The following is a 24,592-nucleotide window of genomic DNA, read 5'->3' on the forward strand; positions in this document are numbered from 1 at the left end:
CAGGATAAGAAGACTCTGGTACCAGCCTGAGACCGGGAGAACCCTGGAGGACGTGACCGAAACCGGAACCCTCACGACCACCGCCCGCGCCCCCGCCGCCCCACCCGCCCTCGGCGGCCTCGGACTCTTCACCGTGCTGCTCGGCGCGGCCCTGCCCCTGATCGACTTCTTCATCGTCAACGTGGCCCTCCCGACCATCGGACACGACCTGCACGCGAGCGAGTCCGTCCTCGAACTCGTCGTCGCCGGCTACGGAGTCGCCTACGCCGTCCTCCTCGTCCTCGGCGGACGCCTCGGCGACCTCTTCGGCCGCCGCCGGTTCTTCCTCGGCGGCATGGCCGCCTTCGGCCTCACCTCCCTCGCCTGCGGGCTCGCCCCCACCGCCTGGACCCTCGTCGCCGCCCGCGTCGCCCAGGGCGCCGCGGCCGCCGCGATGCTGCCCCAGGTCCTCGCCACCATCCAGGCCGCCACCGCCGGACCCCGCCGCGCCAAGGCCATGGGCCTGTACGGCGCCACCGCCGGCCTGTCGATGGTCGCCGGACAGGTCCTCGGCGGCGTCCTCGTCGCCGCCGACATCGCCGGCAGCGGCTGGCGCTCCGTCTTCCTCGTCAACGTGCCCGTCGTCGTCCTCGGCCTGTTCCTCGCCGCCCGCGCCGTCCCCGAGACCCGCTCCCGGCGCCCCGAGCCCGTCGACGCCCCCGGCACCGTCCTCCTCGCCGCCGCCCTGCTGGCCCTCCTCGCCCCCCTCACCGAGGGCCGCGCCGCCGGCTGGCCCCTGTGGACCTGGCTCTCCCTCGCCCTGTTCCCCCTCGCCGCCACCGCCTTCTACCGCGTCGAACGCCACGCCGACCGCAACGGCCGCACCCCGCTCGTCCCGCCCAGCCTGTTCCGGATCACCTCGCTGCGCCGCGGCCTGATCATGATCGTGCCGTTCTCCATCGGCTTCAGCGGCTTCATGTTCGTCATCGCGGTCGCCCTCCAACAGGGCGAAGGCCTCGGCCCCGTCGCCGCCGGACTCGCCCTCGCCCCACTCGCCGTCGTCTTCTTCGTCACCTCCCTGTGCGGCCCCCGGCTGATCGCCCGCCACGGCACCCGCGTCGTCACCGCCGGCGGAATCCTCCAAGGCATCGGCATCGCCCTCATCGCCCTCGCCGCCGCACGCTCCTGGCCCGACCTCGGCGTGTGGCAACTCCTCCCCGGAGCGGCCGTCGCCGGAGCCGGACAGGCACTCCAACTGCCCGTCCTCATCCGGATCGTCCTCTCCGAGATCCCCGCCACCCGCGCCGGCGTCGGCAGCGGCGTGATGGCCACCACCCAGCAGGCCTCCCTCGCCATCGGCGTCGCCACCCTCGGCACACTCTTCCTGTCCCTCGCCCCCACCCACGGCACCCGGGACGCCCTCGTCACCACCCTCCTCGTCCAACTCGCCGGCATCGCCCTCACCACCGCGCTCAGCCTGCGCCTCCCCCGCACCATCGCCTGACCCCGCACCCCCGCCCGGCCACCCCGGGCAACACCCCCGCACGCCCCTCGCCCACCGCCCGCGCGGCCACCGGCACATGCACCCGTCATGCCGTCAACTACCCATTTCCCAGGGGCTGTTGACACTCCCCGCCCACCATGTCGTACTGAGTCGCACTGAAGTCGAACGGACCCGCGCCCGGCGACCGCCCAGCCGCACGCCCCCGTCGACCGCTCCGCGATCCGAGGAGGCCCCGTGGCCCACACCAAGATCCGCACACCGGACCAGAGGCCCACCACGGGCACCGGCGGAACCGGACACTGAACTACCCCACACCCGCCGACGTCACCCGCACCGCCAAGGCCCTCGCAACCCGGCACCCCGACAAGTGCCGGCTCACCACGATCGGCCACTCCCGCCGCGGCACCCCCCTACGGATGCTCAGCGTCGGAAGAGGCCCACGGCACGCCCTCGTGGTCGCGGGCGCCCACCCCAACGAATACGTCGGCGGCGGCACCCTCCTCGCGCTGGCCCACCGGGCACTGGCCGGCGAACACCCCGGAACCGTATGGCACCTCGTGCTGTGCCTCGACCCCGACGGAGCCCGCCTCAACGAAGGCGGCCACCACGCCGCCACCCTCCTCGACCAGTACCGCCACTTCTTCCGCCCCGCCCCCGACGAACAACCCGAATGGGCACCCGCACTCCCCCGCCCCCGCTACCTCCCCGAGAGCCGCGCCCTCCTCGACGTCATCCGCCGCATCCGCCCCTACGTCCAGATCACCCTCCACAGCACCGACATCGGCGGCACCTTCGCCCAACTCACCCGCGACGTCCCCGGCCTCGACCGCACCCTCACCACCTCCGCCGAACGCCTCGGCATCCCCGTCGAGAACGCCCCCCTGGACGCCCTCCACTGGCCCGCCACCGCCCCCGGCGTCTTCGTCCTCCCACCCCCCGGAGCCCCCGAACGCCCCACCGCCTTCCCCGAGAACGCCCACCACTCCACCTGGCTCGCCCCCCACGCCTACGGAGGCGTCACCGCCGTCATCGAAGTCCCCGTCTGGGCCGCCCCCCGCTTCGCCGACCTCACCCCCGACCCCGCCCCCGAACAACGCCTGCGCCACTGGGCCGAACGCCTGCGCGCCCACACCCACACCACCCGCACCCACTACGAACGCGCCCGCCCCCACCTCCCCCCACCCGGCCCGGACCCCGCCTACAGCATCCGCCGCGCCATCACCGAAACCCTCCGCGTCTGCGGCGCCCTCGCCGACAGCTGGGACCCCGCCCACCCCACCTACACCCCACTGCCCGACCTCACCCGCGCCCGCACCGCCAGCATCGAAGGCTTCGCCCGCCGCACCCCGCTCCGCGCCGCCGCCATGCTCCTGCGCCTCCTCGACGAACACGCCCCCACCCCCGCCACCGCACCCCAACGCACCGAACTGGAAGCCCTCATCACACGCTGGTGCGCCGCCTACTCCGCGAGTTTCACCGCCACCTGGGTCCCCGTCGACCGCCAGATAGAACACCAGGTCAACGTCACCACCGCCGCCGTCGAAGCCGCCGAAGGACACCTCGCACCCTCCTGACCGACCACGCCCACCACCGAACTCACCGCCCGACAGCCCCCGTTGATCTTCCCGATGCTGCACACTCCTACCGCAGACGAAACGGTCCACCAGGAGGTGTCATGCTGCAGATCAACCAGAGCAAAGTGAGCCGCTGGGACCAGCACGGCCGCGAACACACCGTCCGCGTCCAACGCACCGGCGTCCAACGCACCATCCGATGCGACACCTGCGGCTGGCGCAAGAACGCCCAGTTCCTCCCCTGGCTCAAAGCCGAGGAACACCTCGCCGAAGCCCACCAGGCGACCGTCGACCCCAAGGAAAACTGAAAACCCCGGCGAGTCCACCCCGCCGGGGTCCACCACCACCGCCCCGAACACCCCGGGCGAGCCACCTCAGTCGATACGACGACGCAGACCACGCAACAGCAGACGGACCACCGCAACGAACTCCGCCTCGATCCCCGGCTGCTCCCACTCCCCCGCATACGCCGGATCATGAAAACGGCCCGTCGCGTCGAACACCGCACGCGCCGTCGCCGCCGAATCACCGTCCACCGACGAGAAATCGCCCTCCTGAACACCCCGGAACACGATCTGCGTCACCTGCTCCACCAGCTCCGCGATGTGCTCCTCCACCACCGCACTCGCCTCACCGAGCAGCACCGTGTACGTCGCGAACAGCTCCGGATCGTCCCCCGCCTTGTGCCGCTTCGCCGTGAACAGCGCACCCAGCCAGTGCTCCAGAGCCACCGGAGCCGGGTGCGCGGCCGACCCCGCGATCTCCCCCAGCGTCGCCGACGTCCGGTCCAGCCACCGCTTCGTGACCGCCTCCCGCAGCGCCGCCTTCGTACGGAAATGCCGGTAGACACTGCCGTGACTGACACCCAGCGCACGCGCCACGTCCACCACGGTCGCCTTGGCCGGGCCATGGCGGCGCAGCACCTCCTCCGTCGCCACGAGGATGCGCTCCGCCGTCAGTGCTTCACCGGTCTGTGCCATGACGAAGACCGTACCTGCCGGTACTGTCAGCGCTCGCTGTCGAGATGTGCCATCTGCGCCGCCGGGTAACGGTCACCGGCCGCCGCGCCCACCGGCACCGCCCGCTCGATCGCCGCCAGGTCCGCCTCGTCCAGCGTCACGTCCAGAGCACCCAGCGCCTCCGCGAGCCGCTCCCGGGTCCGCGCGCCCACCAACGGCACGATGTCCTCGCCCCGCGACAGCACCCACGCGATCGCGATCTGCGCGACGCTGACACCCTTCTGCTCGGCGATCTTCCGCAACGCGTCCACCAGCGAGAGGTTGTGCCGCAGATTGTCGCCCTGGAAACGGGGACTCATCGCCCGGAAGTCGTTCGCCCCCAACTGCCGGTCCGCCGTGAAATGCCCCGAGATCAGCCCGCGCGACAACACCCCGTACGCCGTGATCCCGATCCCCAGCTCACGGGTCGCCGCCAGGATCTCCCCCTCGACACCCCGCGAGATCAGCGAATACTCGATCTGCAGATCCGAGATGGGCGCCGTCGCCGCAGCACGCCGGATCGAGTCCGCGCCGGCCTCGCTCAGCCCGATGTGCCGCACATGCCCGGCCTCCACCAGCTCCGCGATCGCACCCACGGTCTCCTCGATGGGAATTCCGGGATCGACCCGGGCGATCCGGTACACATCGATATGATCGACACCGAGGCGCTGCAAGGAATAGGCGGCGAAATTCTTCACCGCCGCAGGACGCCCGTCATACCCCGACCAGCCCCCGTCCGGATCCCGCAACGCCCCGAACTTCACACTCGTCAACGCCCGCTCACGCGACGCCGCCGACGCCGAACGCAGCGCCTCCCCGATCAGCATCTCGTTGTGACCCATCGCGTAGAAATCACCCGTGTCGAGCAGGGTCACACCCGCTTCGAGCGCGGCATGGATCGTCGCGACGGACTCGGCCCGGTCCGCGTCCCCGTAGAGCGCGGACATGCCCATGCAGCCGAGGCCGAGGGCGGAGACCTGGGGGCCGGTGGTTCCTAGGGGGCGGGTTTGCATGAGAACTCCTTGGTGGTCCTTGGAGGGGCGGTACTCCTTCACTTTGGCATGACGGCTGACAGATTTCAATATCTGTCAGCTGTCATCCGTCAGCTGTCAGTCCACACCCCCTCGCGCACCCGAAACCCTGGTCCAGACCTATTGACGAATGGTCTGGACCGCGCGAATGTCATGCCTACGACAGCTCGACACCTCACCGCACCCCCCACCGGGAGGCCTCGCATGATTCGTCGCAAGCTCCGCCTGCTCGCCGTCGCTCTGACAGCGGCGGTCCTGACCCCCTTGTCGGTGGCCGGTGCGCCCGGTGCCGCCGCGGCCGACACCTGTGCCGTGAAGTCGCGTCCGGCCGGCAAGGTTCTCCAGGGCTACTGGGAGAACTGGGACGGCTCGTCCAACGGGGTGCACCCGCCGTTCGGTTGGACGCCGATCACCGATGCGCGGATCGCGCAGCACGGCTACAACGTGCTCAACGCGGCGTTTCCCGTGATCCGTTCGGACGGGACGGCGTTGTGGGAGGACGGGATGGACGCGGGGGTGAAGGTCGCGACGCCCGCCGAGATGTGCGCGGCCAAGGCGTCGGGGCAGACGATCCTGATGTCGATCGGTGGCGCGGCCGCGGGGATCGATCTGAGTTCGTCGACGGTCGCGGACCGTTTCGTGGCGACGATCGTGCCGATTCTGAAGAAGTACAACTTCGACGGGATCGACATCGACATCGAGACGGGTCTGACGGGCAGCGGGAACATCGGTCAGTTGTCGGCGTCGCAGGCGAACCTGATCCGGATCATCGACGGGGTGCTGGCGAAGATGCCGTCGAACTTCGGGCTGACGATGGCGCCGGAGACGGCGTATGTGACGGGTGGCAGCATCACGTACGGGTCGATCTGGGGCGCGTATCTGCCGATCGTGAAGAAGTACGCGGACAACGGCCGGCTGTGGTGGCTGAACATGCAGTACTACAACGGGAGCATGTACGGGTGTGCCGGTGACTCGTATTCGGCGGGCACGGTGCAGGGGTTCACGGCGCAGACGGACTGTCTGAACAAGGGTCTCGTGGTGCAGGGGACGACGATCAAGGTGCCGTACGACAAGCAGGTGCCGGGGTTGCCCGCGCAGTCGGGTGCGGGGGGCGGTTACATGGCGCCGAGTCTGGTGTCGCAGGCGTGGAGGCACTACGGGACCGGTCTGAAGGGTCTGATGACCTGGTCGGTGAACTGGGACGGTTCGAAGAACTGGACGTTCGGCGACAACGTGAAGGCGTTGCAGGGCCGTTGAGGCGGCCGGCGGCTCGTCTGCGGGGCCGTTGAGGACGGCGGTCCGTGTCCGGGCGGTGCGAAGCCCCCGGTTCCCTGGTGGGAGCCGGGGGCTTCGTGGTGCGTGGTGCGTGGGTCAGCAGCCGACGAGGCGGCTGGCGAGGTAGCCCTCGATCTGGTCGAGGGAGACGCGCTCCTGCTTCATGGAGTCGCGCTCGCGCACGGTGACGGCGTTGTCGTCGAGGGTGTCGAAGTCGACGGTGACGCAGAAGGGGGTGCCGATCTCGTCCTGGCGGCGGTAGCGGCGGCCGATGGCGCCGGCGTCGTCGAACTCGATGTTCCAGTGCTGGCGCAGCGCGGTGGCGAGGCCCTTCGCCTTGGGCGAGAGCTCCGGGTTGCGCGACAGGGGCAGCACGGCGACCTTGACGGGCGAGAGGCGGGGGTCGAGGCGCAGGACGGTGCGCTTCTCCATCTTGCCCTTGGCGTTGGGGGCTTCGTCTTCGATGTAGGCGTCGAGGAGGAAGGCGAGCATGGCGCGGCCGACGCCGGCGGCGGGTTCGATGACGTAGGGGGTCCAGCGCTCTCCGGCTTCCTGGTCGAAGTAGGAGAGGTCCTGGCCGGAGGCCTTGGAGTGGGCGCCGAGGTCGTAGTCGGTGCGGTTGGCGACGCCTTCGAGTTCGCCCCATTCGTTGCCGCCGAACTGGAAGCGGTACTCGATGTCGGCGGTGCGCTTGGAGTAGTGGGAGAGCTTCTCCTGGGCGTGCTCGTACCAGCGCATGTTCTCTTCGCGGAGGCCGAGGCCGGTGTACCAGTTCCAGCGTTCCTGCATCCAGTACTCCTGCCACTTCTCGTCCTCGCCCGGCTTGACGAAGAATTCCATCTCCATCTGTTCGAACTCGCGGGTGCGGAAGATGAAGTTGCCGGGGGTGATCTCGTTGCGGAAGGACTTGCCCATCTGCGCGATGCCGAAGGGGGGCTTGCGGCGCGAGGTGGTCTGTACCTGGGCGAAGTTGGTGAAGATGCCCTGGGCGGTCTCGGGGCGCAGGTAGGCGATGGAGCCGCTGTCCTGGGTGGGGCCGAGGTGGGTGCTCAGGAGGCCGGAGAACTGCTTGGGCTCGGTGAACATGCCCTTGTTGCCGCAGTTGGGGCAGTTGATGTCGGCGAGGCCGTTCTCGGGGAGGCGGCCGTGCTTGGCCTCGTAGCCCTCTTCGAGGTGGTCGGCGCGGTAGCGCTTGTGACAGGAGGTGCACTCGGTGAGGGGGTCCGAGAAGGTGGCGACGTGTCCGGAGGCGACCCAGGTCTCGGTGGCCAGGATCACCGATGAGTCGATACCGACGACGTCCTCACGCGAGGTGACCATGTAGCGCCACCACTGGCGCTTGATGTTCTCCTTGAGTTCGACGCCGAGCGGGCCGTAGTCCCAGGCGGCACGCTGTCCGCCGTAGATCTCACTACTGGGGAAAACGAAGCCACGGCGCTTGCTCAGGCTGACGATGGTGTCGATCTTGTCGGCGGCCACGGTGCTCTCTTCATTACGGACGGACGGCAGCGAATGCTTCAGGTTACCGGCGTGGGCCACCTCTGTATCAAATCGGTTCGCTGGGTGGGCGGCTCGCTGGGGGTTACATCCGGTTGGTGGGTGTTTTCGAGGGGGGTGCTGGTGGGGGTGGGGGCGGTGTGAGCGGGTGGTGGGTGTTCTGCTTCGCGTTTCGTTCGTCTGCTGCCGGCCTGTCGCTCGCGTGTGGCCGGCCCGTGCGGTGGGCGTATTGACAATCGTTTCCACCTTTGTTGAAAATGACTGTCATGAACGTACGACGACGCCTCATATCCGGGTCCGCCGCGCTGGTGGCCACCGCCCTCGGCCTCGGGGTCCTCTCGGCCTGCTCGGGTTCGGCTTCGGCCGACGGGAAGGGCGGGGGGAGGCTCGACGTGGTGGCGTCGTTCTACCCGCTCCAGTACCTGGCCGAGGAGATCGGCGGGTCGCACGTGAGCGTGACGAATCTGACGCAGCCCGGTCAGGAGCCGCACGACCTGGAGATCAGCGCGCGGCAGACCGCGCAGTTGCAGGAGGCGGACGCCGTCCTCTATCTGAAGAACCTGCAGCCGGCCGTCGACGACGCGGTGGCCCAGTCCGAGGTCGGCACGAAGATCGACGCGGCGTCGCTGACGACGCTGGAGAAGCACGGGAACGAGGTCGGCGGGCACGCGGCCGAGCACGATCACAGTGCGGGTGAGGAGGCGGGGGGCGCCGATCCGCACGTCTGGCTGGACCCGGTGCGGTTCGGTGAGGTGGCGGAGGGCGTCGCGAAGGGGCTGGAGAAGGCCGATCCGCAGCATGCCGGGGACTACGCGAGGAACATGGCGGCGCTGCGGAAGAAGTTCGACGCGCTGGACAAGGACTTCCGTGACGGGCTGGCGCACACGGACACGAAGACGTTCATCACCACGCATGCGGCGTTCGGTTATCTCGCGGAGCGGTACGGGCTGACGGAGGAGGCCATCAACGGTCTGGATCCGGAGTCGGAGCCGAGCGCGAAGCGGGTGCGGGGGCTGGAGACGCTGGCGAAGGCCGACGGGGTGACGACGGTGTTCTACGAGACGCTCGTGAGTGACAGGACGGCCCGGACGATCGCGCGGGACGCGGGGTTGCGGGCGGATGTCCTCGATCCGATCGAGGGGATCACCGGCAAGTCGAAGGGTGACGACTACATGGAGGTCATGCGGTCGAACCTGAAGGCGCTGCAGACGGCTCTGGGGGCGAGGTGACGGTGGTGGAGGACATGACGGCCGCGGGTGAGGCGGTGGTGTCGTTGCGCGGGGTGCGGGCCGATTTGGGTTCGCGTCCGGTGCTGCGGGGTGTGGATCTGACGGTGCGCCGCGGTGAGGTGGTGGCGCTGCTGGGGGCGAACGGTTCGGGGAAGTCGACGGCGGTGCGCAGTGTCATCGGGCAGGTTCCGGTGAGTGCCGGCGAGATCGAGGTCTTCGGGGTGCCGCGGCGTCGTTTCCGTGACTGGTGGCGGGTGGGGTACGTGCCGCAGCGGACGACGGCGGCGGGTGGTGTGCCGGCGACGGTGACGGAGATCGTGGCGTCGGGGCGGTTGTCGCGGGCGCGTTTCGGTGTGCTGCGCAGGGCCGATCACGCGGCGGTCCGGCGGGCTCTGGAGCTGGTGGGGATGGCGGACCGGGCGAGGGACTCGGTGAACGCGTTGTCGGGGGGTCAGCATCAGCGGGTGCTGATCGCGCGGGCGCTGGCGTCCGAGCCGGAGTTGCTGATCATGGACGAGCCGATGGCGGGAGTGGACCTTGCGAGCCAGGAGGTCTTGGCGGCGACACTGCGCGACCAGGTGGCACAGGGCGCGTCGGTGCTGCTGGTGCTGCACGAGCTGGGACCGCTGGAGCCGTTGATCGACCGTGCGGTGGTGTTGCGGGACGGGTGTGTGCTGCACGACGGTCCGCCGCCGCGGGCGGTGGGTCAGCACGCGTTGCCCGGTCATGACCATGTACATCCGCACGCGGCGCACGACGCCGGGCCGATCCGGACGGGGCTGTTGAGCTGATGGAGATCCTTGATTACGCGTTCATGCAGCGGGCGCTGCTCGCGGCGGTGCTGGTGGGGATCACGGCGCCGGCTGTGGGCATCTATCTGGTGCAGCGGCGTCAGGCGTTGATGGGTGACGGCATCGGTCATGTGGCGATGACGGGTGTGGGGCTGGGTTTTCTGCTGTCGTGGTCGCCGGTGTGGATGGCGACGGCGGTGTCGGTGCTGGGTGCGGTGCTGATGGAGCTGATCCGCTGGTACGGCAGGACGCGGGGTGACATCGCGCTGGCGATGCTGTTCTACGGGGGTATGGCGGGTGGCGTCATGTTCATCAATCTCGCGCCGGGTGGTTCGAACGCGAACCTGACGTCGTATCTGTTCGGTTCGCTGTCGACGGTGAGCCGGTCGGATGTGACGGCGATCTGTGTGCTGGCGGCGTTCGTGGTGCTGGTGACGGTGGGGCTGCGGCGGCAGTTGTTCGCGGTGAGCCAGGACGAGGAGTTCGCGCGGGTGACGGGTCTGCCGGTGCGGGCGCTGAATCTGCTGACGGCGGTCACGGCGGCGGTGACGGTGACGGTCGCGATGCGCGTGGTGGGGCTGCTGCTGGTGAGCGCCCTGATGGTGGTGCCGGTGGCGGCGGCGCAGCAGCTGAGCCGGAGTTTCGCGGCGACGTTCGCGATCGCGGTGGCGATCGGGGTGAGTGTGACGATCGGGGGGACGGTGACGTCGTACTACCAGGATGTTCCGCCGGGGGCGACGATCGTGCTGCTGACGATCGGGGCGTTCGTGGTGCTGACGGCTTTGGCGGCTCCGGTGGCGCGGCGGCGGGCCCGGGCGGCGGCGGCTGTCGGGGAGGCCGGGGATCCGGTGGAGTGCGCGATTCCGGCGTCGCGGGGTCCGGAGAGCACGGTCGGCGTCTGACCGGGCGGAGTGCGGGCTGGCACAATGGCCGGGCAGGGGCAGACGTGAGGAGGCAACGGTGACAACCGCTGGATCGCCCGTTCGGGGCCGTTCCACCCGGCAGCGTGCCGCCGTGGCGGCCGCGCTGGACGAGGTCGACGAGTTCCGCAGCGCGCAGGACCTTCACGACATGCTCAAGCACAAGGGTGACTCGGTGGGGCTCACCACGGTCTACCGCACGTTGCAGTCGCTGGCGGACGCCGGTGAGGTGGATGTGCTGCGGACGTCGGAGGGTGAGTCGGTGTACCGGCGCTGTTCCTCCGGGGAGCACCATCACCATCTGGTGTGCCGGGTGTGCGGCAAGGCGGTGGAGGTGGAGGGTCCGGCCGTGGAGAAGTGGGCGGAGGCCATCGCCGCGGAGCACGGGTATGTGAACGTGGCGCACACGGTGGAGATCTTCGGTACGTGTGCGGAGTGCGCGGAGTGTGCGGCGGCGAAGGGCTGAGGTTCATCGTCGGTCACGGCCCCTCCCCGTCCGGGGTGAGGGACCGTTGTCGTGGTGTGCGGGTCGGGTCGGGTCTGCGGGCGGGGGCGTCCGGGCGGCGGGTGTCAGGAGCCGTCGCCCCTCATGCCCTGTTCCATGGCGAGGAGGTCCTCGTTGGGGACGGCGCCGCCGAAGCGGCGGTCGCGCTGGGCGTATTCGACGCAGGCGCGCCACAGGTCGCGGCGGTCGAAGTCGGGCCACAGCACGTCCTGGAACACCATTTCGGCGTAACTGGACTGCCAGATGAGGTAGTTGGAGGTGCGCTGCTCGCCGCTGGGGCGCAGGAACAGGTCGACGTCCGGCATGTCCGGGTAGTACAGGTACTTCTGGATGGTCTTCTCGGAGACCTTGTCGGGGTCGAGGCGGCCGGCGGCGACGTCTGCGGCCATCGCCTTGGCGGCGTCGGCGAGTTCGGCGCGGCCTCCGTAGTTGACGCAGAAGTACAGGGTCATGGCGTCGTTGTCCTTGGTCTGCTCCTGGGCGATCTGGAGTTCCTGGACGACGGACTTCCACAGTTTGGGCATGCGGCCGACCCAGCGGATCCGGATGCCGAGTTCGTCCATCTCGTCGCGGCGGCGGCGGATGACGTCGCGGTTGAAGTTCATGAGGAAGCGGACCTCGTCGGGGGAGCGCTTCCAGTTCTCGGTGGAGAAGGCGTAGAGGGAGAGGTTCTTCACGCCCAGGTCGATGCAGCCCTTGAGGACGTCCATGACGACGCCCTCGCCGACGCGGTGGCCCTCGGTGCGGGGCAGTCCGCGTTCCTTGGCCCAGCGGCCGTTGCCGTCCATGACGACGGCGACGTGGCCGGGGACGAGTTCGCCGGGGAGTTTGGGCGCGCGGGCACCGGAGGGGTGCGGTTCCGGCGTCTTGTACTCGCGGCGCTGGCGTCCCAGGATCCCGCGTACGACCATGTGCTTCTCGTCTCCCTCTTGCTGTTGCTCTCGTGCGGTGGTGCCGGTGTCCGGTGCGACGGTGCCGGTGCCCGGCGTGGTCCGTGCCGGTGCGGTGGCCGGTTACTTCTCCACGTAACGCAGGGAACGCAGTCCGCGTTCCAGATGCCAGTGGAGGTAGGCCGACACGAGTCCGCTGCCCTCCCGGACGTGGCGTGGCTCGGCCGCGTCCGCGGTCTCCCAGTCTCCCGTGAGGAGGGCGCCGAGGAGTTCGAGGGCCTGGGGCGAGGGTACGACGCTGCCGGGGACGCGGCAGTCGGCGCAGACGGAACCTCCCGCGGCGACCGAGAAGAACCGGTTCGGTCCGGGCATGCCGCATTTGGCACAGTTGCCGAAGCTGGGGGCGTAGCCGTTGACGGCGAGGGAACGCAGCAGGAAGGCGTCGAGAACGAGGTGTGACTCGTGTTCGGCGCGGGCGAGGGTGCGCAGTCCGCCGACGAGCAGAAGGTACTGCTGGACGGCGGGTTCTCCCTCGTGGTCGGTGAAGCGTTCGGCGGTCTCCAGCATGGCGGTGCCGGCGGTGTAGCGGGCGTAGTCGGTGACGATGCCGCCGCCGTAGGGGGCGATGGTCTCGCTCTGGGTGCACAGCGGGAGGCCGCGTCCGACGAGTTCGCTGCCGCGGGAGAAGAACTGGACGTCGACGTGGGAGAAGGGTTCGAGGCGGGCGCCGAACTTGGACTTGGTGCGGCGGACGCCGCGTGCCACCGCGCGTACGCGGCCGTGACCGCGGGTGAGCAGGGTGATGATCCGGTCCGCCTCGCCCAGCTTCTGGGTGCGCAGCACGATGCCGTCGTCGCGGAACAGACTCATGGGGCCCATTCTCGCCTACGGCACCGGTGTCCTGGCCCGGATGGGCTCGATTGCGTGGGGAGGGCCGGTTCGGGGGGGGCGGCGAGGTTCGGTCGGGCGGGGTTCAGGGGACCTCGCCGCGGCTGCGGGCGTTGGCGTAGGCGGTGGCGGCGCTGATCCGCTCCGCGGCGGTGGCGCGCCGGACGGCGTCGGGCGGGCACTCCCATTCCCTGCCGCCGCCGAGCGGCCTCAGCCGGACGCGGGGTCCTTCGTGTCCTGTGACCATGCCCACCTTCCCGGTGTGCGTGTCGACGGCGTACGAGCCGATCGGTGGCGTCGGCGTGGAGGGGGTCATCGCGGGGCCGCCGGTCGCCGGCGGCGGGCGGCTCTGGTGGAGCGGCCGCCGCGGACGACCGCGGGGCGGGGTGCCGGGGGTGCCGGGGGTGCCGCGGCCGGCGGGGCGGTCCGCGGGACCGGCGGCGTGGTGTCGGCGTGGGCGAGCGCCGTGGGCGATTGCTTCACGGTTTCCTCCGCCTCTTGGGCGCGGTGCGCCGAGTGTCGTTCCCCCGAGTGGTGCGTGTTCTCGTACCTGGTGCCTCGGGGTGTCCGCGGTGCGGGTGCGGGTGCCCGGGTCCGGGGGTGGTCCGGTGCGGGTGGCCGCGGGTTGTTCTTCCTTCACCCTGCTCCCCCGTGCCGCCCGGTTTCACCCTTCGCATCCTGGTGGTGACGCTCCGCATCTACACTCGGCGGGATCGGCCGGCGGCAAGTGCCCTGCGGGTTGCGGGGGTTGGCGGTGGCCGCGGGCGGGTGCGGTGGATCCGCCGGGTGCAGGGGGGTACCGGCGGACGGGTGACGCGGCCCGGGCGGAGGGCGGGGAAGGGTAGCCTGCACTGCCCTGTGACCGACCGCTCCGTGGGGGAGGACGACCCGGCGATGACTCTTCCGAGCCTTCTGGGGGTGTTCGCGCACCCGGACGACGAGCCCTTGTCGGCGGGTGGTGTGCTGGCCCGGCATGCGGCGTCGGGGGCGCGTACGGCGGTCGTGACGGCGACCTGGGCGGAGGACACCCGGCGGGCGGCGGAGCTCGCCGACGCGCTGAGTGTCCTCGGCGCGGGCGCGCCCCGCCTGCTCGGCTATGCGGACGCGCGTTTCCCGGGGTCGGCGCCGGGGGCGGTCCGGTTCTGCGACGCGCCGCTGGACGAGGCGGTACGGCGGCTGGTGGCGCATGTCCGGGAGGTCCGGCCGGAGATCGTGGTGACGCACGACGCGTACGGCGGGCTGACGGGCCATCCGGACCATGTGCACACCCACCGGGTGACGGTGCTCGCGGTGCAGGCCGCCGGGCTGGACCAGCTCTGTCCGGAGGCGGGGCCGGCGTGGCGGGTGGGCGCCGTCTATCTGGCCACGCATCCCGACTCCGCTGCCCGGGAGCTGGGCCCGCTGCTGGTCCGGGAGGGCAGGCCGATGTTCAGTGTCCCGGACGCGTGGGTGACCGCGGTGGTCGAGGCCGGTCCCTGGCTGGACCGGAAGATCGAGGCGGTGTTCGCCCACCGTTCCGAGGTGGAGCGCGGCGCGCTGCCGGGCCGGCTCGCCGGACTGTCCCCGGAGGAGCGGCGGAGGCTGATGGCCACGGAGTGGTTCGTCCGCCACGAGAGTGCTGCCGCGTACCCGCCGCGGACGGCGCGGCGGGTGTTGACGGGGTTGACGGTCTGAGCCGTCGGGTGTCCGGGGGCGCGCGTCAGGCGGCCGGTGGGCGGGGGCCGGGCGTCCGCCCGCCCGGCTCCTGTCGTTCGGGTCAGCCCTGGTCCTGCGGGGCGAAGTGGCGTACGTAGGCGCGTTGCCAGGGGGTCTCCACGGCGTGGCGGTCGTAGTGGCGGCGGACGTGGGCGACCGCGTCGGCGGGCGGGACGCCGTCGAGGACGGCGAGGCAGGCCAGGGCGGTGCCGGTGCGGCCGCGGCCGCCTCGGCAGGCGATCTCGACGCGTTCGCCGGCCGTCCGCCGCCAGGCGTCGGTCAGGACGGCGCGGGCCTCGGCGCGGTCGGCGGGGAGCCGGAAGTCGGGCCACCGCAGCCAGCGGGCCTCCCAGGGCACCGGGGGCGGCTCCTTGCCGAGGAGGTGCACGGCGTACGTGGGCGGCGGGGTGCCGTCGTCCGGGAGGGGGCGCCGCAGTGCCCGCCCGCGGACCAGGCGTCCGGAGGGCAGCCACAGGACACCCGCGCCACCCGGCTCCCACGTGTCGTTCGCGGGGCCGTAGTCGGGCGGGGTGCCGGGTGGGGGTTCGGATCCGGTTTCGGCCATGGGGTCAGGGTAGGGGCGGGCGGGAGCGAGGGGGTCCGCCCGTCGACGGGGTTGCCGGCCAGGCCTGTCGGACGCCGGGACCCCGAAGTCTCGGCGCCGCGCTGCCTCGGCGCCCGCCGCCCCTGCGCGGCGCCGTGAGCGGCCGTACGGGCGGGCCGTACCGCCGCCCGGCGACCCGGCGGACCCGGCCGGTGGGGGTCAGCTCACGCCGCGGGCGCCCTGGGCCGCTCGTGCCTCGATGCCGCGGAAGTGGTCGGACATCGCGTGGCGGGCGCCCTCCACGTCGCGGGCGCGGAGGGCGGTGAGGATGTCGCGGTGGCGGCGGGCGGTGACCTCTGGGGTGATGTCGTCGGTCCAGCCGCGGACGGCGGCGACGCGGCGGAAGACGGTCCAGAAGGCGTTGAGGAGCTGGGGGACGAGAGGGTTGCCGAGGGAGGCGTAGAGGAGTTCGTGGAACTCGCTGTCGAGTTCGGGGAAGGAGCGTCCGTCGCGGGCGGCGGTCTCCATCCGGGTGACGACGGTTTCGAGCCGGTCGAGTTCGTCCTCGGTGAGGACGTCGGCGACCCGGCTCATGAGTCCCTCCTCCAGCACCTCGCGGACCTGGAGGATCTCGGCGAGGGCCCCGGTGGGGTCGTCAGGGCGGGCGAGGGTGCGGAAGGTGAGGCCGTCGACGAGGGGGGTCATGGACGCTTCGCCGACATAGGTGCCGTAGCCATGCCGGATCTCCACTATGTCGAGCGCCTGGAGGGCCTTGAGGGCCTCGCGGACGGAGTTGCGGCTCACCCCGAGGTCGTTCATCAGCTCGGTCTCGGTGGGCAGCGGGGAGCCGGCGGGGAGCCCCCGGTCGAGGATCAGCTGCATGACCTCGCGCTGGATCTGGCTGGTCACCCGGCGCTCGGCCCGGCCCCGGTTCCCGGTCTCCTCAGGCATGCGCCGCATCGTACGCTCGCTGGACATCGGACGTCCCACCTCCGGGCTGATCAAAATCCTGGTTCGGCCAACTGCCCCTGTTTCCAGCCGTCATTGGTCGCACCAGTGGAAGATACGCCATTCGTGTGCGATCCCTTGACCCCCTCGACGCCCCCTTTTATGGTCGCGCTGCCACCCATGACGTAGGACGTCGTATCTCCTGCCGTGCGGGCCCGGGGCGGCCGTCCGACCGGTCCGGGGTCCGCCGCGCCGAGGACCGGCCGTTCCACCGCTCCACCGGACCGCTCTACTGGACCACTCCTTGCTGGAGGAACCGTGCGCGACGTGACCACCGCTCCGGCGCTGCACCGCCGGTCGTTCCTGAAGTACACGGGCGCTCTGGGCGCCGCCGCACTGTCCTCGTCGCTGGCGGCCTGTTCGTCCGGGCCGGAGTCCACCAACGACACGGGGAACTCGGGCAGCGGCAGGAACGCCACCCTGACGGCCGTGATCGGCTACGGGAACGACGGCAGCTGGGACCCGACACAGACCGCGTCGGCGTTCTGCATGGCCGCCAACAACCACATCTACGAGGGTCTCCTCGACACGGACCCGATCTCCCGCGAGCCGTACGCGGCGCTCGCCACCCGGGTGCCGGCCGATCCGACGGGCACGTCGTGGACGTTCACGCTGCGCTCGGGCGCCACCTTCCACGACGGGAAGCCGGTCACCGCCGACGACGTGGTGTTCGTCTTCGACCGGATCCTCGACCCGAAGACCCAGACGCTGGCCAAGGGTTTCTTCGCGAGCTGGCTGAAGGAGGTCCGCAAGATCGACGCGCGGAACGTGGAGCTGGTCCTCAAGTTCCCCTTCCCGGAGGGGATCGCCCGGCTCACGCTCGCGAAGATCATGCCCCGGCACGTGTTCTCGCTGCCGGGTGCCTGGGACGACGCGATCCGGGGGAAGGCGATCGGCTCGGGACCGTACCGGCAGACCGCACACCACCCGAAGTCGAACACGACGTTCGAGGCGTTCGCCGCGTACAACGGGCCGCGCAGGGCCGCCTTCAAGAAGATGAACTGGCTGACCATAGTGGACGCCGCGCCCCGCGTCGCGAAGATCTCCGGGGCGAGCGCCGGGGCGCAGATCGCCGACAACATCCCGTACGCCAACATCGGGCAGCTCACCAGGGGCGGCATGACGGTCCGGGGCGGCGCCGGCATGAACAACCTGTTCCTCATGTTCAACACGCAGCACAAGCCGTTCGACGACGTCCGCGTCCGGCAGGCGCTGCACCACGCCATCGACACGCAGAAGATGGTCGAGGTCGCCCTCAAGGGGCACGGCCGGCCCTCGACGTCGTTCCTGAACGAGGCGAACCCCTCCTACCGGCCCGCGAAGACCGTCTACTCCTACGACCCGAAGAAGGCGAAGAGGCTGCTGAAGGAGGCCGGCGTCAAGGGGCTGGAGATCGAGATCCTGGCGGTGAACGTGAGCTGGATCGTGGACTGCCTGCCGACGATCAAGGCGTCCTGGGACGCGATCGGCGTGAAGACGACCCTGGCACCGCAGGAGACCACGGCCGTGTTCACCAAGATGGACCAGAAGCAGGACTACCAGGTGGTCGCCGCCGCCTCGAACCCCAACCAGTTCGGCCTCGACGCCGACCTGATCATGCACTACAACTACGGCCCGCAGAACCTGTGGATGGGCTACGCCCGCTGGGCCGGCGACCCGGTCGCCAGGAAGCTGTTCCAGGACATGGACCGGGCGACCCGGGAACCGGACGCCGGCCGGAAGAAGACGATGATCCAGGACTACATCGACGTCGTCGCCGAACAGGCCGTGCTCTACCCCGTCGTGCACAACGAGCTGATGACCGCGTGGAACCCGCACCGGCTCACCGGGATAAGGCCACAGCCCTACCCGGGCATCAACCTGCTGCAAGCCAAGTGGGTCTAGGCGACAGGGGAGTCGGCACGTGGTCGTCATCGTCAGGATCCTGCTGCGCCGCATCGCGCTGCTCGTACCGCTGATGCTCGGGATCGTCCTGTTCGTGTTCCTGGTGATGCGGTTCTCGGACGTCGACCCGGCGTCCGCGTTCTTCCAGGGCGCCAACCCCACCCCGGGACAACTGCACGACTTCCGGGAGCGGAACGGCCTGCTCGACCCGCTGCCCGTGCGCTACGTCCACTTCGTCGGGGACCTCCTCCACGGCGACCTGGGCACCAGCGCGCTGACCCGGGCGCCGGTCGTCGAGCAGGTCACCACCGCGCTGCCGCTGACCCTTCAGCTGACGTTCCTGGGCCTCGGCGTCGCGGTGGTGCTGGCGCTGCTCGGCGGGGTCACGGCGGCGATCCACCGGGACCGGCTGCCGGACCAGATCATCCGGGTCGTGTCGCTGACCGGGGTGGCCGCGCCGGGCTTCTGGCTGGCGCTCCTGATGATCCAGTACCTCGCCGTCGACCGGGGTTGGTTCCCGACCGGCGGCTACATCAACCCCGCCGACTCGCTCACCGGCTGGCTCAGGACGATGGCGCTGCCCGCGCTCGCGCTGTCCCTGCCGGTCGCCGCGCAGCTCACCCGGATCGTGCGGACGTCCGTGGTGGAGGAACTCGACAAGGACTACGTGCGCACCGCGATCGGGAGCGGGCTGCCGCCCCGGGTGGTGGTGGGCCGCAACGTGCTGCGCAACGCGCTGATGAACCCGCTGACCGTGCTGGGCCTGCGCGTGGGCTATCTGCTGGGCGGCGCGGTCGTCATCGAGACGATCTTCTCGCTGCCCGGCATGGGCAAGCTGATGATCGACGCCGTGCAGAACGGCGACCCGGCGGTCGTGCAGGGCGTCGTCCTGACCACGGCCACCGGTTTCGTGGTGGTGAACCTCGTCATCGACCTCCTGTACCTGCTGGTCAACCCACGACTGAGGGAAGCGTCCTGATGTTCACGCGGAAGGAACTGGCGGGGGTCCTCGCCCGGCCCGGTGTCCGGCTGCGCGGCTGGCGCAGGCTGCCGCCGCTGTCGCGGATCGCGGTGTGTTTCCTTGCCGTGGTCGTGCTGGTGGCGTTGTTCGCGCCGCTGATCGCCCCGCACGGCCCGCTCGACCAGCTGCCGCCGGTCGGCGGCACGGGGCATCCGTCCGCGGGCCACTGGATGGGGCAGGACAGTCTCGGCCGGGACATCCTGAGCCGGCTGATGTACGGGGCGCGGTGGTCGCTGGCGATCGGTCTCGGCGCCACCGCGCTCGCCCTCGTGGTGGGCTCGCTCCTCGGGGCGTTCGCGGCGACGTCCCGCAAGGGGGTCGACGAGACGCTGATGCGCTGCCTGGACGTGGTGATGGCGTTCCCCGGCATCGCGCTGGCCGCCGTGCTCGTCGCCGTGTTCGGCGGCGGCATCACCGTGCTGATCTGCGCGATCGCGTTCCTGTTCACCCCGCCGGTAGCGCGGGTCGTCCGGGCGAACGTCCTCGACCAGTACGGGGAGGACTACGTGACGGCCGAGCAGGTGATCGGCGCCCGTACCCCGCACATCGTGCTGCGGCACGTGGCCGTGAACTGTGCGGCGCCGGTGCTGGTGTTCTGCACCGTGCAGGTCGCCGAGGCCATCGTGTTCGAGGCGTCGCTGTCGTTCATCGGCGCGGGCGTGCGGCCCCCGGACCCGTCCTGGGGCAGTGTCATCGCCGACGGGAAGAACATGGTGCTGACCGGCGGCTGGTGGGCGACCGTGTTCCCCGGGCTGTTGATGCTGGTCACCGTGCTGTGTCTGAACATCCTCTCCGAGGGGGTCTCCGACGCGTGGGCGGCGCCCGCCGCGCGTGAGGTGTCGGTGCCGCCCGCCGAGGACCGGCTGGAGGCCCCCGAGCCGGGCAGCGGCACGGTCCTCGAACTGCCCGGCCTCGCGGAGGCCGCGGCGCGGCTGCGGTCCCGGGCCCGGCCCCGGCCGCGGGCCCCGCGGCCGGTCCTCGCCGTCGAGCGGCTGGCGATCGGGTTCGACGGCCGGCACGGCGGGGTCGACATCGTCGACGGGATCAGCTTCGACGTGTATCCCGGTGAGGTGGTGGGCCTGGTGGGCGAGTCGGGGTGCGGGAAGTCGCTGACGGCGCTGACGGTGATGGGCCTGGAGCCGAAGGGGGCCCGGGTCCGCGGCCAGGTCCGCTTCGACGGGCGGCAGCTGGTGGGCGAACCGATGCGGGTGCGGCGCCGGCTGCTGGGCCACGAGATGGCGATGGTCTACCAGGACGCCCTGTCGTCGCTGAACCCGGCGATGACGATCAGGGCGCAGCTGAAGCAGGTGGTACGGCGCGGTGGCCGGCGTGGTGCCGCCGAACTGCTGGAACTGGTCGGTCTGGACGCCGGCCGGACGCTGCGCAGTTATCCGCACGAGTTGTCGGGCGGGCAGCGTCAGCGGGTGCTGATCGCGATGGCCCTGTCCCGTGAGCCGCGTCTGATCGTCGCCGACGAGCCGACGACGGCGCTGGACGTGACGGTGCAGGCGCAGGTCATGGAACTGCTGCTGCGGCTGCGGGCGGAGCTGGACTTCGCTCTGGTCCTCGTGTCGCACGATCTGGCGCTGGTCTCCGCGGTCACCGACCGGGTGGTGGTGATGTACGGCGGGCAGATCGTCGAGACGGGGGTGACGGCGGATGTGGTGGAGTCGCCGGCGCATCACTACACGCGGGGACTGCTGGGCAGCGTGCTGTCGCTGGAGTCGGCGGCGGAGCGGATGACGCAGATCAAGGGAGTGGTCCCCTCCCCCGCCGACTTCCCGGCCGGCTGCCGGTTCGCCGACCGGTGTCCGCTGGCGGGCGAGGTGTGCCGGTCGACCGCGCCGGTCCTGGTGGGGCCCCCGACGCACACGGCGGCCTGTCACCGTCCGGCCGTCGACCTGGTGACCACGGAGAGCGAGGCCGTGAAGTGAACGCTGCGCAGGGGACGCCGGGGGTTTCCGGATGAGCGGGCCGGTGACGGAGCGGGCGAGTTTCGGGGCGGAGCCGCTGGTGCGGCTGACGGACACGCATGTGGTGCACCGGGCGCGCAGCGGCGGGGTGTTCACCCGGGACCGGGTGTACGCGCTGACGGGCGTCGATCTGGCGGTGGCGCCCGGGGAGACGGTGGGGGTGGTCGGCGAGTCGGGGTGCGGGAAGTCGACGCTGGCGAAGGTGCTGGTGGGGGTGCAGCGGCCGACGTCGGGCACGGTGACGTTCCACGGGGACGATCTGTGGTCGCTGAAGCCGGACGCGCGGCGGACGGCGGTCGGCGCGAGCACGGGCATGATCTTCCAGGATCCGTCGACGGCCCTGAACCGGCGGCTGCCGGTGCGGCGGATCCTGCGGGATCCGCTGGATGTGCACCGGCGCGGAACTCCGGACGAACGGGAGGACCGGGTGCGGGAGTTGATGGCGCTGGTCGGTCTGCCGCGGGCCCTCGCGGACGCGTTGCCGGGCCAGTTGTCGGGTGGGCAGCGCCAGCGGGTGGCGATCGCGCGGGCCCTCGCGCTGGATCCGGGTCTGGTGGTGGCGGACGAGCCGACGAGCGCGCTGGACGTGTCGGTGCGGGCGCAGATCCTGAATCTGCTCCTCGATCTGAAGGAACGCCTCGGTCTGGCGCTGGTGTTCGTGTCCCACGACATCCAGACGGTGCGGCGGATGAGCGACCGGGTGATCACGATGTATCTGGGGCGGGTGGTGGAGGAGTCGCCGGCCGGTGAGGTCACCGACCGGTCGCGGCACCCGTACACGCGGGCGTTGTTCTCGGCGACGCCGGGTCTGCTGGATCCGATCGACCCGATCCCGCTGGCCGGGCCGGTGCCGTCGGCGACGCGGCCGCCGAGCGGGTGCCCGTTCCGCACCCGGTGCTGGAAGGCGGACGAACTCTGCGCGGAGCGGATGCCGGGGTTCACGGCCGCGTCGGTGCCGGGGCACCGCTTCCGGTGCCACCATCCTGTGGAGGAGGGCCGGTCGACACGCGCCCTGGTGGCGCAGGCCGAGTCCGCCGCCGCGGCCACCGCCATGGCCGACGCCACGTTCCAGCAGCACACCAGGGAGCCTTCATGACCTTCCCCGCCCCGCTGAGCGGTGTCGTACCGCCCGTCTGCACTCCCCTGACCCCGGACCGCGAGGTGGACGTCGCGTCCCTCGTGCGGCTGATCGACCATCTGATGGGCGCCGGGGTGCACGGGCTGTTCGTGCTCGGTTCGACGTCCGAGGTGGCCTTTCTGACGGACGCGCAGCGCAGGCTGGTGGTGGAGACGGCGGCCGGGCACGTGGCGGGCCGGCTGCCGGTGCTGGCCGGTGCGATCGACATGACGACGCCGCGCGTCCTGGACCACGCGCGGGCGGCGCGGGCCGCGGGCGCGGACGCGGTCGTGGTGACGGCGCCGTTCTACACGCGGACCCACCCCGCCGAGATCGCCCGGCACTTCCGGCTGGTGGCGGCCGGGGCGGGGCTGCCGGTGTTCGCGTACGACCTGCCCGCCTCCGTGCACACGAAGCTGCACCCGGAGCTGGTGCTCTCGCTGGCGGCGGAGGGTGTCCTCGCCGGTCTCAAGGACTCCAGCGGTGACCTCGGTTCGTTCCGGTCGGTCGTCACCGGGGCCCGTGATCTGCCGGGTGCCGGCGGGTTCACCGCTCTCACCGGTTCGGAGGTCGTCGTCGACGCGGCGCTCGCCCTCGGCGCGCACGGTGTGGTGCCGGGGCTGGCCAACGTCGACCCGGCGGGCTACGTGCGGCTGTACGACCTGTGCGCGGCGGGTGACGCGGCGGGGGCGCGGGCGGAGCAGGAGCGGCTGTGCGAGCTGTTCGGGATGGTGGGAGTCGGCGATCCCGTCCGGATGGGCGGGAGTTCGTCGGCGCTCGGCGCGTTCAAGGCCGCGCTGTTCCTGCGGGGGATCATCGCCTGCCCGGTGACGGCGGAGCCTCAGGTGCCGTTGTCGGAGGGGGAGGTCGAGCGGGTGGGCAAGTATCTGGCGGGGGCCGGGCTGCTGTAGGGCCGGGCACTGCTGCCCGGCCTGTCTCTGTCTCGCCCCGCCCGCCCGGCCCGGCCCGCATCGTCCGGTCCTGTGCGGTCCGGACCCGTCCTGTCGGGCCGTACGGGGCCGGGTCCGCGCCGTCGGGTCCGGGTCATCCGGTCGGGCCGTTCACGGGCAGGCGCCGGAAGGTGATGGTCTCGTAGGGGCCGGTGACGCCCGTCTCGTAGAGGATCCCGACGCGGGACGGGCCGAGCTGGACGAGGTCGGAGTAGGCGGCGGGGTCCGCGGACAGGGTGGCCGCCCGGGTGAAGCCGGCGCCCGCGGTCGCGCTGGTCCACAGGGCCATGGAGCGGCGGGCGGTGGGGACGGACGGGCCGGCGAACAGGAGCGGCGCGGCGGGTCCGCCGGTGAGCTGGAGGACGCTGCCCTGGACGACGGGGACGTCGTTCAGGGTGGGCTGGACGGCGTAGGGGCGGTCGAGGGTCTCGCCGCCGTCACCGGAGTAGGTGTCGAGGCGGTTGCCGGGGCTCGTGCCGTTCTGGTCGCGGGCGCTGAAGTACAGCCTTCCGTCGGGGAGTTCGGCGACGGCGTTCTCGTTGGCGTTGTCCTTCCCGTCGTAGGAGTCGTCGACGAAGCCGAGGCGCCAGGTGAGTCCGCCGTCGTCGCTGTAGAGGGCGTGGGCGCCGTAGTACCTGGCCTCCTGGCCGGTGTCGGCGGAGCCGGCGGGCGGGGCGGCGGAGTGGTTGGCGGGGACGACGAGGCGTCCGGCGTGCGGGCCGTGGCGCAGGGCGATCGCGTGGCCGGGTCCGGTGGCGTACCAGCGCCAGTCGGGCAGCTTGGTGGCGGCGGTGACGTCGCGCGGAGCCGTGAAGTGGCGGCCGTCGTCGCGGCTGCTCTGGACGAAGACGCGGCGGCTCTGCTCCGCGGTGACCTCGCCGCGCATGATCTGCGCCTCGCTCACGGCGCCGCTGTTGTAGGAGGTGAGCAGGACGACGCGGCCGCTGCGGGGGTCGACGACGGGGGCCGGGTTGCCGCGGGTGTCGCCGTCGCCGGAGGTGACGACCTGGAGCGGGCCCCAGGTGCAGCCTCCGTCGGGGGAGCGTCTGAGGACGACGTCGATGTCGCCGGTGTCGCCGGCACCGCTGTGCCGGCCCTCGGCGAAGGCCAGCAGGGTGCCGGCGCGGGTCGTGACGGTCGCGGGGATGCGGTACGTGTCGTAGCCGTCGCGGCCCGCGGTGTACGGGACGGAGGAGGTGCACTGCGGGCCGTGCAGGGGCGCGGCGGAGGCGGTGCCGCCGGTGGCGGCGAGGGCGGTGAGGAGTCCTGCGGCACTGGCGAACGCGGCCATGCGGGTCGTGACGGTCATGGCACTCCCT

General features: G+C 71.3%; 23 protein-coding genes. 14 read left to right on the forward strand and 9 right to left on the reverse strand.

The annotated features are described in order from the left end of the window. Nucleotides 1-52: 52 nt before the first annotated feature. From B0675_RS03005 to B0675_RS03015, 3 genes are all read left to right on the forward strand, one after another. Complete coding sequence (locus tag B0675_RS03005) at nt 53-1,483, forward strand: MFS transporter (protein ID WP_081217171.1); 1,431 nt, start codon at nt 53-55, stop codon at nt 1,481-1,483. 299 nt (nt 1,484-1,782) lie between these two features. Further along, on the forward strand, nt 1,783-3,057 hold the full coding sequence (locus B0675_RS03010) for a M14 family zinc carboxypeptidase (protein ID WP_081217172.1): 1,275 nt from the start codon (nt 1,783-1,785) through the stop codon (nt 3,055-3,057). A 101-nt stretch (nt 3,058-3,158) separates the two neighbouring features. Further along, complete coding sequence (locus B0675_RS03015; protein WP_081217173.1) at nt 3,159-3,365, forward strand: hypothetical protein; 207 nt, start codon at nt 3,159-3,161, stop codon at nt 3,363-3,365. A gap of 66 nt (nt 3,366-3,431) precedes the next feature. Here B0675_RS03015 and B0675_RS03020 read toward each other — a convergent pair whose 3' ends face one another. Next, nucleotides 3,432-4,037 carry a TetR family transcriptional regulator gene (locus B0675_RS03020; RefSeq protein ID WP_081217174.1) on the reverse strand — a complete coding sequence of 202 codons (606 nt, stop codon included), beginning with the start codon at nt 4,035-4,037 and terminating at the stop codon, nt 3,432-3,434. Between the two features lie 26 nt (nt 4,038-4,063). After that, entirely contained in the window at nt 4,064-5,068 is a 1,005-nt protein-coding gene (locus B0675_RS03025; protein ID WP_081217175.1) for an aldo/keto reductase, read from the reverse strand. A gap of 222 nt (nt 5,069-5,290) precedes the next feature. On the opposite strand from B0675_RS03025, the gene B0675_RS03030 reads away from it, so the two are divergent. Continuing rightward, entirely contained in the window at nt 5,291-6,343 is a 1,053-nt protein-coding gene (locus B0675_RS03030) for a chitinase (protein WP_081217176.1), read from the forward strand. Nucleotides 6,344-6,457: 114 nt separating this feature from the next. Here B0675_RS03030 and B0675_RS03035 read toward each other — a convergent pair whose 3' ends face one another. After that, nucleotides 6,458-7,840, reverse strand: coding sequence for a glycine--tRNA ligase (locus B0675_RS03035; protein WP_081217177.1), 1,383 nt, complete (start codon nt 7,838-7,840; stop codon nt 6,458-6,460). Nucleotides 7,841-8,124: 284 nt separating this feature from the next. Between B0675_RS03035 and B0675_RS03040 the strand changes: the two genes are divergently transcribed. From B0675_RS03040 to B0675_RS03055, 4 genes are read left to right on the forward strand one after another with little or no spacing between them, the layout of a single operon-like run. Next, a complete protein-coding gene (locus B0675_RS03040; RefSeq protein ID WP_081217178.1) occupies nt 8,125-9,087 on the forward strand; it encodes a metal ABC transporter substrate-binding protein in 963 nt (320 codons plus the stop codon). A gap of 14 nt (nt 9,088-9,101) precedes the next feature. Next, a complete protein-coding gene (locus tag B0675_RS03045) occupies nt 9,102-9,878 on the forward strand; it encodes a metal ABC transporter ATP-binding protein (protein WP_081221557.1) in 777 nt (258 codons plus the stop codon). Further along, nucleotides 9,878-10,780, forward strand: a complete 903-nt coding sequence (locus tag B0675_RS03050; RefSeq protein WP_081217179.1) for a metal ABC transporter permease — start codon at nt 9,878-9,880, stop codon at nt 10,778-10,780. Before B0675_RS03045 ends, B0675_RS03050 begins: the two co-directional genes overlap by 1 nt. Nucleotides 10,781-10,838: 58 nt before the next feature. Then, nucleotides 10,839-11,264: a transcriptional repressor gene (locus B0675_RS03055; RefSeq protein ID WP_081217180.1), complete on the forward strand. Its 426-nt coding sequence runs from the start codon at nt 10,839-10,841 to the stop codon at nt 11,262-11,264. 104 nt (nt 11,265-11,368) lie between these two features. Here the strand turns inward: B0675_RS03055 and B0675_RS03060 are convergent, their stop codons facing one another. The 3 genes from B0675_RS03060 to B0675_RS03070 form a co-directional block, all read right to left on the reverse strand. Continuing rightward, on the reverse strand, nt 11,369-12,214 hold the full coding sequence (locus B0675_RS03060) for an isoprenyl transferase (RefSeq protein ID WP_081217181.1): 846 nt from the start codon (nt 12,212-12,214) through the stop codon (nt 11,369-11,371). Nucleotides 12,215-12,316: 102 nt separating this feature from the next. Further along, nucleotides 12,317-13,063, reverse strand: coding sequence for a DNA repair protein RecO (recO, locus tag B0675_RS03065; protein WP_081217182.1), 747 nt, complete (start codon nt 13,061-13,063; stop codon nt 12,317-12,319). A gap of 103 nt (nt 13,064-13,166) precedes the next feature. Beyond that, nucleotides 13,167-13,397 (reverse strand): hypothetical protein, encoded by a 231-nt coding sequence (locus B0675_RS03070; RefSeq protein WP_081217183.1) that lies wholly within the window; start codon nt 13,395-13,397, stop codon nt 13,167-13,169. A gap of 578 nt (nt 13,398-13,975) precedes the next feature. On the opposite strand from B0675_RS03070, the gene B0675_RS03075 reads away from it, so the two are divergent. Next, nucleotides 13,976-14,755, forward strand: a complete 780-nt coding sequence (locus B0675_RS03075; protein ID WP_081221558.1) for a PIG-L deacetylase family protein — start codon at nt 13,976-13,978, stop codon at nt 14,753-14,755. 82 nt (nt 14,756-14,837) lie between these two features. Here B0675_RS03075 and B0675_RS03080 read toward each other — a convergent pair whose 3' ends face one another. Together B0675_RS03080 and B0675_RS03085 are read right to left on the reverse strand one after the other, a co-directional pair. Further along, nucleotides 14,838-15,341 carry a protein phosphatase gene (locus B0675_RS03080; protein WP_081217184.1) on the reverse strand — a complete coding sequence of 168 codons (504 nt, stop codon included), beginning with the start codon at nt 15,339-15,341 and terminating at the stop codon, nt 14,838-14,840. A gap of 198 nt (nt 15,342-15,539) precedes the next feature. Next, nucleotides 15,540-16,280 carry a FadR/GntR family transcriptional regulator gene (locus tag B0675_RS03085; protein ID WP_179165374.1) on the reverse strand — a complete coding sequence of 247 codons (741 nt, stop codon included), beginning with the start codon at nt 16,278-16,280 and terminating at the stop codon, nt 15,540-15,542. Between the two features lie 306 nt (nt 16,281-16,586). Between B0675_RS03085 and B0675_RS03090 the strand changes: the two genes are divergently transcribed. Genes B0675_RS03090 through B0675_RS03110 form a run of 5 tightly spaced genes read left to right on the forward strand, consistent with a single transcriptional unit; the run spans nt 16,587 to nt 23,234 of the window. After that, nucleotides 16,587-18,212, forward strand: a complete 1,626-nt coding sequence (locus B0675_RS03090) for an ABC transporter substrate-binding protein (protein WP_081217185.1) — start codon at nt 16,587-16,589, stop codon at nt 18,210-18,212. Nucleotides 18,213-18,231: 19 nt separating this feature from the next. After that, nucleotides 18,232-19,191, forward strand: a complete 960-nt coding sequence (locus B0675_RS03095; protein ID WP_081217186.1) for an ABC transporter permease — start codon at nt 18,232-18,234, stop codon at nt 19,189-19,191. Then, on the forward strand, nt 19,191-21,167 hold the full coding sequence (locus B0675_RS03100) for a dipeptide/oligopeptide/nickel ABC transporter permease/ATP-binding protein (protein WP_081217187.1): 1,977 nt from the start codon (nt 19,191-19,193) through the stop codon (nt 21,165-21,167). The genes B0675_RS03095 and B0675_RS03100 overlap by 1 nt, the downstream gene beginning before the upstream one ends. Before the next feature lie 31 nt (nt 21,168-21,198). Continuing rightward, the gene (locus B0675_RS03105) at nt 21,199-22,302 is read left to right on the forward strand and encodes an ABC transporter ATP-binding protein (protein WP_081217188.1); all 1,104 of its coding nucleotides are present in this window, start codon (nt 21,199-21,201) and stop codon (nt 22,300-22,302) included. Beyond that, a complete protein-coding gene (locus B0675_RS03110) occupies nt 22,299-23,234 on the forward strand; it encodes a dihydrodipicolinate synthase family protein (protein WP_081217189.1) in 936 nt (311 codons plus the stop codon). The genes B0675_RS03105 and B0675_RS03110 overlap by 4 nt, the downstream gene beginning before the upstream one ends. A 133-nt stretch (nt 23,235-23,367) precedes the next feature. Here B0675_RS03110 and B0675_RS03115 read toward each other — a convergent pair whose 3' ends face one another. Then, the gene (locus B0675_RS03115) at nt 23,368-24,582 is read right to left on the reverse strand and encodes a sialidase family protein (protein WP_081217190.1); all 1,215 of its coding nucleotides are present in this window, start codon (nt 24,580-24,582) and stop codon (nt 23,368-23,370) included. Nucleotides 24,583-24,592: the final 10 nt, after the last annotated feature.

This window comes from Streptomyces sp. M41(2017) (genome assembly GCF_002078175.1).
Classification (GTDB): domain Bacteria; phylum Actinomycetota; class Actinomycetes; order Streptomycetales; family Streptomycetaceae; genus Streptomyces.

What these genes read in the sequence shown, in the direction of transcription:
- B0675_RS03020 (WP_081217174.1), bottom strand. Translation starts at nt 4,037, where the DNA reads ATGGCACAGACCGGTGAAGCACTGACGGCGGAGCGCATCCTCGTGGCG.
- B0675_RS03085 (WP_179165374.1), bottom strand. Translation starts at nt 16,280, where the DNA reads ATGCGGCGCATGCCTGAGGAGACCGGGAACCGGGGCCGGGCCGAGCGC.
- recO (WP_081217182.1), bottom strand. Translation starts at nt 13,063, where the DNA reads ATGAGTCTGTTCCGCGACGACGGCATCGTGCTGCGCACCCAGAAGCTG.
- B0675_RS03105 (WP_081217188.1), top strand. Translation starts at nt 21,199, where the DNA reads ATGAGCGGGCCGGTGACGGAGCGGGCGAGTTTCGGGGCGGAGCCGCTG.
- B0675_RS03100 (WP_081217187.1), top strand. Translation starts at nt 19,191, where the DNA reads ATGTTCACGCGGAAGGAACTGGCGGGGGTCCTCGCCCGGCCCGGTGTC.
- B0675_RS03115 (WP_081217190.1), bottom strand. Translation starts at nt 24,582, where the DNA reads ATGACCGTCACGACCCGCATGGCCGCGTTCGCCAGTGCCGCAGGACTC.
- B0675_RS03015 (WP_081217173.1), top strand. Translation starts at nt 3,159, where the DNA reads ATGCTGCAGATCAACCAGAGCAAAGTGAGCCGCTGGGACCAGCACGGC.
- B0675_RS03060 (WP_081217181.1), bottom strand. Translation starts at nt 12,214, where the DNA reads ATGGTCGTACGCGGGATCCTGGGACGCCAGCGCCGCGAGTACAAGACG.
- B0675_RS03050 (WP_081217179.1), top strand. Translation starts at nt 9,878, where the DNA reads ATGGAGATCCTTGATTACGCGTTCATGCAGCGGGCGCTGCTCGCGGCG.
- B0675_RS03080 (WP_081217184.1), bottom strand. Translation starts at nt 15,341, where the DNA reads ATGGCCGAAACCGGATCCGAACCCCCACCCGGCACCCCGCCCGACTAC.
- B0675_RS03040 (WP_081217178.1), top strand. Translation starts at nt 8,125, where the DNA reads ATGAACGTACGACGACGCCTCATATCCGGGTCCGCCGCGCTGGTGGCC.
- B0675_RS03110 (WP_081217189.1), top strand. Translation starts at nt 22,299, where the DNA reads ATGACCTTCCCCGCCCCGCTGAGCGGTGTCGTACCGCCCGTCTGCACT.
- B0675_RS03045 (WP_081221557.1), top strand. Translation starts at nt 9,102, where the DNA reads ATGACGGCCGCGGGTGAGGCGGTGGTGTCGTTGCGCGGGGTGCGGGCC.
- B0675_RS03075 (WP_081221558.1), top strand. Translation starts at nt 13,976, where the DNA reads ATGACTCTTCCGAGCCTTCTGGGGGTGTTCGCGCACCCGGACGACGAG.
- B0675_RS03025 (WP_081217175.1), bottom strand. Translation starts at nt 5,068, where the DNA reads ATGCAAACCCGCCCCCTAGGAACCACCGGCCCCCAGGTCTCCGCCCTC.
- B0675_RS03030 (WP_081217176.1), top strand. Translation starts at nt 5,291, where the DNA reads ATGATTCGTCGCAAGCTCCGCCTGCTCGCCGTCGCTCTGACAGCGGCG.
- B0675_RS03070 (WP_081217183.1), bottom strand. Translation starts at nt 13,397, where the DNA reads ATGACCCCCTCCACGCCGACGCCACCGATCGGCTCGTACGCCGTCGAC.